At 68.1% G+C, this 13,307-nt stretch carries 10 protein-coding genes; 6 read left to right on the top strand and 4 right to left on the bottom strand.

Annotation, left to right across the window (positions count from 1 at the left end; translation table 11 throughout):
- Positions 1–4 precede the first annotated feature (4 nt).
- On the bottom strand, positions 5–457 hold the full coding sequence (locus OK17_RS09900) for a hypothetical protein (protein ID WP_232717649.1): 453 nt from the start codon (positions 455–457) through the stop codon (positions 5–7).
- A 130-nt stretch (positions 458–587) separates the two neighbouring features.
- On the opposite strand from OK17_RS09900, the gene OK17_RS09895 reads away from it, so the two are divergent.
- Complete coding sequence (locus OK17_RS09895; protein WP_006865599.1) at positions 588–1,160, top strand: HhH-GPD-type base excision DNA repair protein; 573 nt, start codon at positions 588–590, stop codon at positions 1,158–1,160.
- A gap of 81 nt (positions 1,161–1,241) precedes the next feature.
- Entirely contained in the window at positions 1,242–2,165 is a 924-nt protein-coding gene (locus OK17_RS09890; protein WP_461417348.1) for a hypothetical protein, read from the top strand.
- Between the two features lie 95 nt (positions 2,166–2,260).
- On the opposite strand, the gene OK17_RS09885 is transcribed toward OK17_RS09890, so the two are convergent.
- From OK17_RS09885 to OK17_RS09875, 3 genes are all read right to left on the bottom strand, one after another.
- Complete coding sequence (locus tag OK17_RS09885; RefSeq protein ID WP_461417347.1) at positions 2,261–4,036, bottom strand: HNH endonuclease signature motif containing protein; 1,776 nt, start codon at positions 4,034–4,036, stop codon at positions 2,261–2,263.
- Positions 4,037–4,201: 165 nt separating this feature from the next.
- On the bottom strand, positions 4,202–5,497 hold the full coding sequence (locus OK17_RS09880) for a WS/DGAT domain-containing protein (protein WP_461417346.1): 1,296 nt from the start codon (positions 5,495–5,497) through the stop codon (positions 4,202–4,204).
- Positions 5,498–5,514: 17 nt separating this feature from the next.
- A complete protein-coding gene (locus OK17_RS09875; RefSeq protein WP_461417345.1) occupies positions 5,515–6,729 on the bottom strand; it encodes an acyl-CoA dehydrogenase family protein in 1,215 nt (404 codons plus the stop codon).
- 196 nt (positions 6,730–6,925) lie between these two features.
- On the opposite strand from OK17_RS09875, the gene OK17_RS09870 reads away from it, so the two are divergent.
- From OK17_RS09870 to OK17_RS09855, 4 genes are all read left to right on the top strand, one after another.
- A complete protein-coding gene (locus tag OK17_RS09870) occupies positions 6,926–9,325 on the top strand; it encodes an acetyl-CoA acetyltransferase (RefSeq protein ID WP_461417344.1) in 2,400 nt (799 codons plus the stop codon).
- Positions 9,326–9,465: 140 nt separating this feature from the next.
- The gene (locus tag OK17_RS09865; protein ID WP_461417343.1) at positions 9,466–10,761 is read left to right on the top strand and encodes an AI-2E family transporter; all 1,296 of its coding nucleotides are present in this window, start codon (positions 9,466–9,468) and stop codon (positions 10,759–10,761) included.
- Positions 10,762–10,851: 90 nt separating this feature from the next.
- Positions 10,852–12,084, top strand: a complete 1,233-nt coding sequence (locus OK17_RS09860; RefSeq protein ID WP_461417342.1) for an acyl-CoA dehydrogenase family protein — start codon at positions 10,852–10,854, stop codon at positions 12,082–12,084.
- Between the two features lie 20 nt (positions 12,085–12,104).
- Entirely contained in the window at positions 12,105–13,268 is a 1,164-nt protein-coding gene (locus OK17_RS09855) for an acyl-CoA dehydrogenase family protein (protein WP_461417341.1), read from the top strand.
- The last annotated feature ends 39 nt before the right edge of the window (positions 13,269–13,307 follow it).

Below are 13,307 nucleotides of genomic sequence, written 5' to 3'. Positions count from 1 at the left end.
GCGGTCAGGCAGTCGCCCGCCCGCTGCACGACGAGTACTGCGGGTTGACCATCGGGACGAATGCCAGGGCGCCGAGCTTCTGCTTGATCGTGAAGGCAACCGGCCCACGACCGGGATGGATGTCGACCTGCCACTTGACGGTGAATCCGCGCCCCGGCACGAACACGGTGCCGGTGCGTCCGGTCCGCAGGTTTCGCCACGACACCGTGACGTCGTAGGTGTATTCCAACGCAACGGGTTTCGCACGATCGGTGCCGATGAGCGCGATCGCGGGCCCGGGTAGGCCGTCGGCCGGGAACCGGATGTCGTTGAACACGTCGACGCGGATCTTCACCGGCCCCGCCGGCCACGGGTTCGCCGAGGTGCAGTTCAGGGTCGTCACGTAATTCGGTTCGGTGTAGTCGGGGATCGCGTTCGCACTCCCCGGCCCGACCACGCCGATGAGCGTTGCCACCACCGCCGCGACGACCACTCCGACCCCCGTCCGGAACGCGCCGCGTGATCCTGCTCGCCCCGTCATGCTCTCCCCGCTGATCATGGGGGCAGTCTAGAGCGGCGCGCGCACCGCGTCTGCCAGAATCGATTCCATGCCGAAGATCCAGATCGCCCAGGAACCCGCGGCCGACGAACTGCTCTCGACCGATTCGTTCGCCCTGCTCGTCGGGATGTTGCTGGATCAGCAGTTCCCGATGGAACGTGCCTTCGCCGGACCGGCCAAGATCCGCGACCGCTTCGGCACGATGGACCCGGTCGAGATCGCCGACGCCGACCCCGAGGCCTTCGCCGACCTGTGCTCCACTCCCCCGGCCATCCACCGTTACGGCCGGTCGATGGCCGGGCGCGTGCAAGCGCTCGCGAAGGTCGTCGCCGAGGAGTACGGCGGGGACGCCTCCCGCATCTGGACGGAGGCGAGCAGCGGCGCCGACCTGATGAAGCGTCTTCGCGACCTGCCCGGGTTCGGTGAGCAGAAGGCGAAGATCTTCGTCGCCCTCGTCGCCAAGCAGCTCGACGTGAAGCCGTCCGGCTGGACCAAGGTCGCCGGCGACTACAGCAAACAGGGATACCGCTCGGTCGCCGACGTCGTCGATCCCGACTCGCTGCAGAAGGTCCGCGACTTCAAGAAGGCGGCCAAGGCGGCAGCGAAGGCCGCGAAGGAGTAAGCGTCTCGACGTTGGTCACTTGACCACGAATCACCCGACCTTGACCCACGATCAGAAGCCGGTGGCCTAGTGTCTGGAACCATGGAGTCTCTTCCCGACCGAAGCGCGCCTTCCGGGGCCGACCCGACTCGTGCGCTCGTCCAGATGCCGCTCCGGCTGGGGTTCACCGTGACCGGCGTGGTCCTCGCCGCAGCTGAGTCCGCGGTGACGATCGCCCGCATCACCGCGGGCAGCGTTCAGCACGAGATCACCAGGGCGTTCGGGGTCGAGGACGAGCTCGGCGCGGCGCGTACCCCCCTCGAACTCCTCAACCAACTGTCCGAGTTGCTGGGTCCGGACCGACCGTTCGGACGCATCCTGGCCGCGGGCGGGCCGATGGAACGCCTCCTCAACCCGGGCGGGGTCGTGGACCGGCTGACCGCACCCGACGGTCCGCTGGAGAAACTCACCGCCAAGGGCGGACTCCTCGACCAGATGGCCGACGAACGCGGGATCCTGATGCGTCTGACCGCCAAGGACGGACCTCTCGACCGCCTCACCCGACCGGGCGGGGTCGTTGATCAGTTCACCGAGAACGAAGGCATCCTCGAACGCCTGACCTCCGAGGGCGGCATCGTCGACAAACTGACCGCACCCGACGGCATGCTGGAGAAGGTCACCGTTCCCGGCGGCATCCTGGACCGCTTCGCCGCGGAAGCCGGCCTCCTCGATCAACTGGTCGGCGAAGGCGGCGCCGTCGAACGCGCCATCGCACCGGGCGGACCGCTGGACCGCATCACCGAGCTGACCGAGGTGATCGGTCAGCTCGCACCGAACCTGATCGCCATGCAGGACACGGTGCACGAGCTCGCCGAGACAGTGGACCTGCTGAACCAGACGGTGGCTCCCCTCGGCGGACTCGCCGAGCGCCTGCCCAAGCGGCTCACCCGCAGCCCCAAGGGTTCCGGCGGCAACGGCAACGGCGACGCCGCCCCGGCGGACACCAACGGGTACCCGAAGGGCTGAGGGCTGAGCCCACCTACCCACTGCTCGTTGAGTAGCCGAGGAGCGTGCGACGAGGCGTATCGAAGCGAGCCTCACCCACCCACTCGCCGGTTGTGTCAGAACGGCGGCGGGTTCTGTCGGTCCCAGTCGTCTTGTCGTTGACGGTGGGTGTCGGTGCGGGCGGCTCGCTCGTCGCCGAGTCGCTTCCGGGCCGGATGGTCCGGTGGCTGGGTTATCAACGACGCGAACAGGTCCCGTCCGGTGTACGGATTCCCCCGGTACACATGGCCGGTGGGCGCTTCGAACCAGATCGACATGTACTCGTCTTGCGAATCCCGCCACGCTCCGAAGGTTTTGATGCGGTGGTGGAAGCGGCACAACGGTTTCAGGTTGCCCTGAAAGGTCTTCCCGCCGCGGGCGGGGTTGGTGTGATCGAACGGGTGCGTGTGGTCGAGGTCGACGGTCCACACCGGCTGGTTGCAGCCGGGAAAGGTGCAGCACAACTCACCGGCGCGGACCAGCGCCTGCAACTTCTTGCTCGGCACGTACGTGCTGGCTGACGCCGCTGCTCGGGCGTCGGCTCCGGAGGGTTCGGAGCGGACGCCTGTCGTGATGAAGGTGTGGATGGCGTCGCCGCACAGTCGGCGCATGGTGCCGGCGTCGATGAGGCCATGGCCGTCGAGCATGCCGGGGTCGTTGTCAAGACCCTGCAGGGTCGTCTGGTTCGCGACGATGTGATAAGTCGGGCGCGGAGCACGGCACGTGGAGCAGTCGCAGGTGCATTCCTCGGCCGGCTCGGTCGCTGCGCCGGTGGTCTCGGATTCGGTTGCAGCAGCGTCAGACACGTCAGGTTCGACGACCGCTGGGCCGCTGCGGGATTCATCGGCGGCCCCGGCCACCGGCATGTCACCGGTGGTGGTGTCGGTTGTCGCGTCGGTGTCGACTGCCGCATCGGTGTCGACTGCCGCATCGGTGTCGAGGTCATGCGCGAGAGGTTCGGGTGCACAGTCCCGACACCGGCACTCCAGGGCTCGTTTGCCGTGGGCGAGCGCGACCAGCGCATCGGCACGGCGTTGGGCCATCGTGCGCGGGTCACGGGTGTGCACACCGGTGGCCATCGCCGACAGTTGCGCGTTGAGGGCGGCGGCATCGGTGTGCGGCAAGTGCCCGGTGATCCGAGATCGGCCGGACTGATGCCGGTCCGGACGAAGCGTCACCCCACGATCACGCGCGGCATGCTCGTTCCGGCGCTTCACCGCTTCCGGAGCATGTGTGTGGACGACCTTGTCGACGAGCGCGGTGAACCGAGCCGTCGACATCGGGTCACGGGCCAGGATCACCTCGGCCAGCGCCGCGTCCACAGCCGGCATCGTGGCGTCGTCGACGAAATCGGTGCGCTTCTCCGCGATCTGGAACCGGTCGAGGTCGATGCGCCCGCACGCGAGCGCGGTGCCGGTCAACGGCAACCGATACCGCATCGCGTCACCGGCACGGATCGCCGCGCGCGCTTCGGCCGGAGTCATGTTCATCGCAGCACCGAACTCGGCGGCGGCCTGTTCGAACCCGTTGGGACCGAACTCTTCGTACGGGTCACGACCCGCCGCCACCTCGGCGGTCATCGCGATCAGTTCGTCGATCGACCCTGTTTGACCCGAATGAGATTCGCTGCGCCGCAGCAGATAGTCCTCTTCCCGTTGCTCATGCAACAGGCTGGCGGCCATCAGCATGCGGCAGGTGTTGGCCGCGTTCATCGTCGCCGAATACATGGCCGTGCTGATCAACGCCTCGGGAGACAGTCCGGCCAGTGGCCTGAACACATCGAACCCAGCGACGTCGACACCCGCGTCGGGGTGCTCCCCCGCGGGGTCGATGGTGCCGAACTCGAAAGCCATGACAACACCATACGAGTCGCCACCGACAATTCTGTTCGCCACGGGATCGCCAGATACGGCAGTGCGTCAACGACTTTCGGTAGTAGACATTCCCGCGTGACCATTTCCTTCCCGCTTGGCGGCTAGCGCCCGCGGGAAGGAGACCCGCCCGCGGGAAGGAAACCGTTACGCGAGAGCCGCCCGCAACAACTGCACATACCGGTCGACGTCGAGCATGATCTCCGGACTGGTCGTCACCGACACCGCGACGCGGTCGCCGATACCGTGCACCCCGTGGGTGAGCCCCTGGACCGGCGACAGTGCGGGAAAGCCGGTGGTGAACAGGATCTCGCCGCCGTCGAGGTCGAAGTCGGCAGCACCGCGGTTCACCGAGCTCACCACGGTGACACCGGTGACCGTCTCCGGTCGGGTGTCGAGGTCGAAGGCCCGGATGCCCCACCGCGTGAGGATCGCCGGGGTGACCTCCGATACGCGCCGCTGCGCGACCCGAGCAGGGTCGGCGTCCGCGGCGCGGGCGGCGTCGATCTCGCCACGGATGAGCCGTGCCCGTTCTCCAGGATCGTCGACTTCGAGGTGCAGGTCGACCCCCACATTGCGGAAGTTGTTACGCGCCTGCGACCTCTCCGATCGTCCGACGGTCAGCTCCACACCGAGACGTGTGCAGTCCTCGCCGAGGTATCGCGGTAGCGCCTGCGAGATCGCGGTCAGCACGGCGACGGTGACCGGAGTCCCGGCTGCGGTGAGACGCTCGCGTTCGAGCACGATGACCCGTAGGAGCCTCCGCGATCCGGGATTGTGGTTCAGCGGTGTCAACGAATAGCCCGGCGGGCACGGGTTCGCCTGTCCCCCAACCCGAGCGACCTGCACTCCGCGGCGGATCGTCGAGACGAACTCACCGGGAAATCGCAGCATGCCGAGGGCGAGGGTCCCGACCTCGCGCACCGGCCCTGGCACTCCGGAGGCCCCCAACCGGCGTTCATCGTCATACGGCGCGGTGAACAGATCTCGCGCGATCTGCGATGCGCGTCGTCCGTCGCCGAGCGAGTGCGAGATCTGCAGCACGACAACGACTCCCGTGACCGACTCACCCTTGCCTCTCGGGAGGTCGGTCACCGGACCGAACAGATACAGGCGCCAGGCCGCGCGGGACGGCACCAGCTGATCGACGACGAGTTCACCGACTGCGTCCAGACACGACGACCAGGTCCGCGTCGTGGTGTCGACGCGGACCTGGTCGGGTGTGGGTTCGGCGGAGACCCAGTACGGACGATCGGCGGTCGCCGCGACGTCGTGGACCCGTAGGCACAGGTCGTCGACGTGCCTCGCCCGCGCCATCAGTCGCCGGCCACACTCGTCGATCGAGATCGACGGTGCGGCAAAGCAGTACAGCAGGAACTGGTCGTTCGGGATGCGTTCGGACATCCAGTACGACGCGGCGTCCGCCGCCGCCATCCGCTGCATGCGGCCAGGGTAGTCCCCTACTTCTGGCCGGCACTCCATGCATAGGGCAGGTCGGTGCCGTTGAGGACGTGGTCACCGATGGCCTGCAGCTTGAAGATCAGCGGGTTGTGTACCGAGATCACCCGGGCGTTGCGCCAGTGGCGGTCGAGGCGCAGCCGCTCGGAGGTGATCGACGCGCCGCCGACCTCGAACAGCTGGGTGGTCGCGTCGAGCACCAGCGGGATGACGGTCGCCTGCGCGCGGGCGACGTCGAATTCGACCTTGTCGAGCAGCTTCTCGTCCTGCCAGCCGGTCTCGGCGAGACGGTCGAGCTGATCGGCGATGTCGAGGACGATGGTGCGCGCCGAGTAGGCGGCCGCGGTCAGCCGGCCGATGACCTGCTGCACCAGCGGATCGTGGCGGGGCAGGTCTGCGGTCGAGTGGGTGAAGGTGCGCTTGCGTTCGCGGACCCACTCGGACACGTCGTCGGTGGCGCGCTGCGCGATGCCCGCGAGCACCGAGAGCTGCACGAGCTGGAGGTAGGACGTCGCGTAGGTCCGGCCCGCGGAGCCGTAACCCGCGCCGAGGATGCGGTCATCGGCTACCTGTACTCCACTGAACTCGGTGGTGCCGCTGGCGGTCAGGCGCTGGCCGAAGCCGTCCCAGTCGTCATGCTGGGTGACGCCCTGGGCGTCGGCGTCGACGAGCACCGAGACGCGCTCGCCGTCCTGGTCGGCGGCGACGAGGATGTGGTCGGAGTACAGGCTGCCGGTGCTGTAGTACTTGGTGCCGTCCAGGCGCCACGCGTCACCGTCAGCCGTGAGGCGGGTCTGGTAGCGGTCGATGGCACCGACCCCGGGTTCGGTGATGGCGTTGCCGACGAGCGTGCCCTCGGCGACCTTGCGCAGCCAGCGCTCGGCCTCGGGATCGGGCAGCGCGGTGAGCTGATCCTCGACGAACGACCAGTGCACGCGCAGCGCCTGCGGGAGGTTCGACTCGGCGGTGGCCAGGTCGATGAGGAGCCGGAACACCTGGCGCACCGAGGCTCCGTACCCGCCGAGCTCGACCGGGACGCGCAGGGCCCCGAACTTGGCCTCGCGCAGCCACGACACCTCGTCGTGTGCGAGCCGGCGATCGTCCTCGCGAGCCACCGCACCTTCGGCGATTCGGGCGAAGATCGGGGCGAACACCTCGTCGAGCCGTTCGTCGGTGGTGCCGGCGGCCGACGTGCTCGTGGGCACGGTTGCGGTCATCAGATGGTCCTTTCGGTACAGACTGTCGGCCGATAGTGTGGCCGTCGCCCGAGCCGAGGACCACGATTGAAACCGCGTTGAACGCAACGTTCCCAAGCCCCGGCTTCGCCGCCACACTGATGACCGAACCCGCAGGTATGGGCGTATGCGCGACCACTTTGAGACGTCAGCCCCGCCTTTGTGCCATTGTGTGCGTATGCCAATCTCGATCGCTGATCTCGATCCGAACACCCCTGTTGTCGTCGGCGTCGGCCAGGCCTCCGAGCGTCTGACCGATCCCGGATATGAAGCGCTTGGTGAAGCGGACCTCGCGGCGCGGGCCGTCACCGCCGCCTTCGACGACGCCGGGGCCTCTGACCTCGCCTATTCCATCGACACCATCGCCGCGATCCGCTCGTTCGAGATCTCGAGCCCGCTGTCCTCGTCGCCGCTCGGCCGGCCGGACAACATGCCGCGCGCCGTGGGCAAGCGCGTCGGCGCCGACCCCCGCCGCGCCGTGCAGGCCGTGACCGGCGGTCAGACCCCTCAGACGATGCTCACCGAACTCGCCGGCGACATCGCGGCGGGCGACTCCGATGCCGCGATCATCTTCGGCGCCGAGGTCATGTCGACCGTGCGCCATCTCCAGTCCAAGCCGGACAACGAGCGCCCGAGCTTCGCCGAGGAGGTCGGCGGACAGCTCGAGGACCGCGGATTCGGCCTCAAGGGCATCATCACCGTCGCCGAGATGCGTCACGGTCTCGCCTCGGTGATCCCGCAGTACGCGCTGCTGGAGAACGCCCGCCGCCACAACACCGGCCTGGGTCGCGAGGCCTACGCCACCGCGATGGGCGAGCTGTTCGCCCCGTTCACGAAGGTCGCCGCGGCCAACCCGCATTCGGCCGCGCCGACCGAGCGCGACGCCGCCGAGCTGGTGACCCCGACCGAGGGGAACCGGATCGTCGCCGATCCGTTCACGCGCTACATCGTCGCCCGCGACCAGGTGAACCAGGCTGCCGCCGTCGTCGTCATGTCGGTTCGCGCCGCGCAGGCCGCCGGCATCGACCCGTCGAAGTGGGTCTTCCTGCACGGTCACGCCGAGACCGTCGAACGCACCTCGCTGCTTCGCCCGAACCTCGGTGCCGCGCCTGCCGCCCCGGCCGCGGTGAAGCACGCGCTCGAGGTCGCCGAGATCGGCCTCGACGACGTCTCGGTCATCGACATCTACAGCTGCTTCCCGATTGCCGTATTCAACATCCTCGACGGGCTCGGCCTCTCCCCCGACGACCCGCGCGGCCTCACCGTCACCGGCGGACTGCCGTTCTTCGGCGGTCCGGGCAACAACTACACGCTGCACGCGATCGCCGAGGTCGTCTCGCGCGTCCGGCAGTCCCCCGGCGACTTCGGTCTCGTCATCGCCAACGGCGGTGTGCTCAGCAAGCATGCGGCCGGCGTCTATTCGACGACCCCGGCACCGTGGCGCGCCGACCACAGCGCCAAGGTCCAGGCCCAGCTCGACGCGTCGCCCACCGTTCCCACGGTCGGCGACGCCGACGGCCCGGCGATCCTCGAGACCTACACGGTCATCCCGTCGAAGAGCGGCAAGCGGACCGGCGTCGTGATCGGCCGCCTCGTCGACGACGCCGCTCCGGATCGCCTCGGCGCCCGGTTCGTCGCCAACCTCGACTCCGACGACGACGAGTTCTTCGACCTTCTGCTCAACTCGGACGACCCCACGGGTACCGAGATCGTGGTCCGGTCGTTCGACAAGGGCAACCGCGTGAAGCTGACCGAAGCGGCGATGGATGCCAAGTACCCCGCCGTCACACCGGCTTTCCGCGACAGCTACGAGCACGTGGAGATCCGCCGCGACGGCCACCTGCTCGAGGTGACCATCAACCGTCCCGACGCGCGCAACGCGCTGAACCCGGCCGCCAACGCCGAGCTGGACTCGATCTTCGACGCCTACTTCGCAGACGACGACCTGTGGGTCGCGATCCTGACGGGCAAGGGCGACAAGGCATTCTCCTCGGGCAACGACCTCGCTGCAACGGCGAGCCCGGCAGCACTGTCGGTGCCCAAGAACGGATTCGCCGGTCTCACCGCCCGCGAAAGCCTGCCCAAGCCCGTCATCGCCGCGGTCAACGGCTTCGCCCTCGGCGGCGGTTGTGAGATCGCCATGGCGTGCCACATCATCGTCGCCGACGAGGAGGCCTCGTTCGGTCTGCCCGAGGTGAAGGTCGGGTTGGCCGCTGCCGCAGGCGGTCTGGTCCGTCTGCCGCGGCTGGTGCCGCCGGCACTGGCCCGCGACATGATCCTGACCGGTCGTCGGATCTCGGCCTCCGAGGCTGCCGCAGCCGGACTCGTCAGCCGGATCGCCCCCGCCGGAAAGGTTCTCGAGACCGCCCGCGAGGTGGCCGGGGAGATCCTCGCCGCGTCGCCGACCTCGGTCCGTGCGTCGATCGCGACCATGGAGCAGTCCGACGCGATCACCGACACCGTCGAGGCCGTCCGCGCGAGCACCAACGTCCTGGACTCGCTGATCGTCAGCGGCGACACCCTCGAGGGCATCATGGCGTTCGTGATGAAGCGGACGCCTGAGTGGAAGGGTCGCTGACCCCGTAAACAGGTCGAGGTCGGGCATCGCCTCGAGCGCACGAAAGCGCCACGGAACCCCCTGAAGTGCTGAAGACTTGTCACCGGCTCACGCCGGAGCGAGCCGCCGCACTCAGGGGGTCCCGGTAGAAAGGCGCTGTCATGCCCGATCACGACCAGCCCGCGCACGACGAGCCCGACCGCGACGAGCCGGCCGGCAGCGGTCCCGGCCGTGGCGATGCCGGCCCCGTTCGAAAGGCGTCCACCCGCACCCGGGAGCGTGGTCCTCGGGACAAGCATGGACGGGACACCCTCGCCCCCACCTACCGCCCCGACCCACCCGCGTGGACGCTGCCGCGCGGCACGATCGTCCTGCTCACGATCGCCGGGCTTGTGGTCGCGGTCGCCGGCATCAAGGCGGTGGCGTCGTTCGCCGCGCCGACGTTCCTGGCGCTGATGCTGACCGTCGCGGTGCAGCCGGTGCCGAGATGGTTGCGCACCAAGGGTTTTCCCGGCTGGGCGGCGTTCCTGACGACAGTCCTGCTCGTCTACGGCATCCTGATCGGGCTCTTCGCATCGCTGGTGTTCTCCGTCGCTCGACTCGCGTCGATCCTTCCGGACTACGACGACAAGTTCGACGCCATCATCACGAACTTCCAGGACTTCCTGACCAGCCATGGCGTCAGCCAGGACAAGGTCCACGACATGATCTCCCATGTCGACACCAGCAAGGTCGTCAACGTGGTCACCGAGTTGCTGTCCAGCACCCTCAGCGTCGCGTCGGCCCTCGTTCTCGTACTCGCCCTGCTGCTGTTCATGGCCGCCGACTCGGTGGGATTCGATGACCGGATGAACCATCTGCGAGGTATGCGGCCCGACATCGCCTCGGCCTTCGGTTCCTTCGCGCAGGGCACACGCAGCTACCTGTGGGTGTCGACGGTGTTCGGCCTCATCGTCGCCGTCTTCGACAGCATCGCTCTCGCCTTGCTGTCGATCCCGCTGCCGGTCCTGTGGGGTCTGCTGTCCTTCATCACCAACTACATCCCGAACATCGGGTTCGTCATCGGCCTCGTCCCGCCCGCGCTCCTCGCGCTGCTCGACGGCGGCGTCACGACGATGCTCATCGTCATCGCGGTCTACAGCGTCATCAACGTGGTCATCCAGTCGGTGATCCAACCGAAGTTCGTGGGCGACGCGGTCGGTCTGTCGACCACACTGACGTTCCTGTCGCTGATCTTCTGGGCCTGGGCCATCGGGCCGCTGGGCGCGATCCTCGCGGTACCGCTGACGCTGCTCGCCAAGGCGCTCCTGATCGACATCGACCCCGCCACCCGCTGGGCCGACGTCCTGTTGTCCTCGTCCGGCGCCGGGCCGGAACCCGAGAACCCGCCCGTCGCGACGACGCCGGAACCACCCGCGGGCGACGCATCGCGCGTCACACCCCGGCCCGATTCGTGAGCTGGACTACGCTCCGGAGCGAACATTCGGTAGATTGCCATTCGACCCCGATCTGACCACAGCCGTTTACAGATAGGTTGCGCACCGCTCATGGACATGAACTGGTCTCCGGCCGACGCCGCGTTCCGCGACGAGGTACGGGCGTTCCTCGACGAGAAGCTGACCGACGACCTCCGCGCGGCGGGCACGCTGCGCACGTCGGTCTACTCCGATCACGAGGCCTCGATGAAGTGGCAGGCCATCCTGCACGAGCGCGGTTGGGCCGCGCCGGCGTGGCCGGTGGAGTACGGCGGTTGCGACTGGTCGCAGTCCCAGCACTACATCTTCAGCCGCGAGTCGATCCTGGCCGGCGCACCGGCGCTGTCGCCGATGGGCATCCGCATGGTCTCGCACGCGATCATGGCGTTCGGCACCGAGGAGCAGAAGAACTTCTTCCTCCCCGGAATCCTCGACGGCAGCGTCTTCTTCTGTCAGGGCTACTCCGAACCCGAGGCCGGCTCCGACCTCGCCTCGCTGTCGATGGCCGCGGTCGACGACGGCGACGACCTGGTGGTCACCGGTTCCAAGATCTGGACCACCCACGCCTCCGAGGCCAACTGGATCTTCTGCCTGGTGCGCACCTCGCGCCAGGAGCGCAAGCAGCAAGGCATCACCTTCCTGCTCATCGACATGAACTCCCCCGGCATCGAGGTCCAGAACCTCGTCTTCGCCTCCGGCGAGCAGGTCCAGGCGCAGGTGTTCTTCGACGGTGTGCGCGTCCCCAAGAAGAACGTGCTCGGCAAGATCGACGACGGCTGGACCGTTGCCAAGTACCTCCTCGTGTTCGAGCGCGGCGGCGGTGCGGCCGCCCCGGCGCTGCAGGTCATGGCCGAGCAGCTCGGCCGGGACGCCGCCACGGTGACCGCCCCCGACGGCGGTCCGCTGTCGGAGGATCCGGCCTTCGCCGCGAAGCTCACCGACATCCAGGTGCGTGCGAAGATCCTCGAGGTCCTCGAATACCGCGCGCTCGCCGCGATGAGCTCGGGGAAGGATCCCGGTTCGATCGCGTCGATGCTGAAGATCCTGGGAACCGAACTGAGCCAGGAGATCACAACGCTGTCCCTCGAGGCCGCGGGCCCGCACGGCCGCGTCTTCCAGCCGCACGCGACCCGCCCCGGCGGCCCGATCTTCCAGTACACGCCACCCACCGACGGTTACGTCAGCGGCGAGCCGTGGCAGGCCGTCGCACCGCTGCACTACTTCAACGACCGTGCCGGTTCGATCTACGCGGGCAGCAACGAAATTCAACGGAACATCCTCGCCAAAGCGGCTCTGGGTCTCTGACGGGTCACAGGAGAAAACTGATGGACTTCACACTCACCCCCGAACAGCAGCTGCTGTCCGACGGACTCAACAAGTTCCTCGACGCACGCTACGACCTCCAGGCCAGTCGCGACGCCGCGAAGGTCGGCGAGGGTTGGCAGCCCAACATCTGGAAGGCCTTCGTCGAGGACCTCGGTGTCGTCGGCGCCTGCCTGCCCGAGGAGATCGGCGGATTCGGCGGCGGCGCCGAGGAACTGATGGTCGTCACCGAGGCACTCGGACACGCCCTCGTCGTCGAACCGTTCGTCGACTCGGTGGTTCTCGGTGCCGGACTGCTGCACTCCACCGGAAACGCCACCGCCCTCGAGGCAGCACAGCGCATCGCCGCGGGCGAGGCCCTCAGCGCGCTCGCCGCACTCGAGGACGGCTCGGGCGGGGTCCTGTCGCGGATCGAGACCAGCGCCGACCGCGACGGCGAAGGATGGAAACTCAACGGCAGCAAGGCCGTTGTCACCACCGCTCCGCTGGCCGACTACCTCATCGTCAGCGCCCGCACCTCGGGTGAGCCGCACGATCCCGCGGGCGTCTCGCTGTTCCTGATCGACCTCGCCGACGGCGCACCCGAGGGCCTCGAGCTCCACAAGCTGCGCACCATCGACGACCGTCAGGCCGCCGACATCACCTTCGACGACGTCCGGTTGCCCGGCGACGCGCTCATCGCCGGCGACGGTGCGATCGACCTGCTCGAGAAAGCCTGGGACACCGCCACCGCAGCCGTGATCTCCGAGGCCGTCGGGTTGATGCGCAAGGTCTTCACCGACACCGTCGAATACGCCAAGCAGCGGGAGCAGTTCGGCGTCCCGATCGGCAGCTTCCAGGTGCTGCAGCACCGCATGGTCGACATGCACCTGCAGCTCGAACAGTCGGTGGCCGCGCAGTATTACGCGATCCTGTCGCTCGACGCCGAACCCGCCGAGCGGGCCGCGGCCGTCTCGGCCGCCAAGGCGACGATCAGCCGGGCCGCACGGTTCATCGGGCAGAACTCGGTGCAGCTGCACGGCGGCATGGGCATGACCGAGGAACTGGCCATCGGCCACTACTTCAAGCGTCTCACCGCGATCGAGTACGAATTCGGCACCGCCGACGCCCATCTCGCGCGGTTCGCCAAGGCGACCGCGGAGACATCGCCCCGAGTCGACGTCTGACCCGTCCGCAAACCCACCACATTTGGCCAGGTCCACCAC

The organism is Gordonia sp. GN26, from assembly GCF_054823965.1.
The sequence above is the reverse complement of the archived record's forward strand: the minus strand, read 5'-3'. Positions and strand labels throughout refer to the sequence as shown.

What these genes read in the sequence shown, in the direction of transcription:
- OK17_RS09895 (WP_006865599.1), top strand. Translation starts at nt 588, where the DNA reads ATGCCGAAGATCCAGATCGCCCAGGAACCCGCGGCCGACGAACTGCTC.
- OK17_RS09890 (WP_461417348.1), top strand. Translation starts at nt 1,242, where the DNA reads ATGGAGTCTCTTCCCGACCGAAGCGCGCCTTCCGGGGCCGACCCGACT.
- OK17_RS09885 (WP_461417347.1), bottom strand. Translation starts at nt 4,036, where the DNA reads ATGGCTTTCGAGTTCGGCACCATCGACCCCGCGGGGGAGCACCCCGAC.
- OK17_RS09880 (WP_461417346.1), bottom strand. Translation starts at nt 5,497, where the DNA reads ATGCAGCGGATGGCGGCGGCGGACGCCGCGTCGTACTGGATGTCCGAA.
- OK17_RS09875 (WP_461417345.1), bottom strand. Translation starts at nt 6,729, where the DNA reads ATGACCGCAACCGTGCCCACGAGCACGTCGGCCGCCGGCACCACCGAC.
- OK17_RS09870 (WP_461417344.1), top strand. Translation starts at nt 6,926, where the DNA reads ATGCCAATCTCGATCGCTGATCTCGATCCGAACACCCCTGTTGTCGTC.
- OK17_RS09865 (WP_461417343.1), top strand. Translation starts at nt 9,466, where the DNA reads ATGCCCGATCACGACCAGCCCGCGCACGACGAGCCCGACCGCGACGAG.
- OK17_RS09860 (WP_461417342.1), top strand. Translation starts at nt 10,852, where the DNA reads ATGGACATGAACTGGTCTCCGGCCGACGCCGCGTTCCGCGACGAGGTA.
- OK17_RS09855 (WP_461417341.1), top strand. Translation starts at nt 12,105, where the DNA reads ATGGACTTCACACTCACCCCCGAACAGCAGCTGCTGTCCGACGGACTC.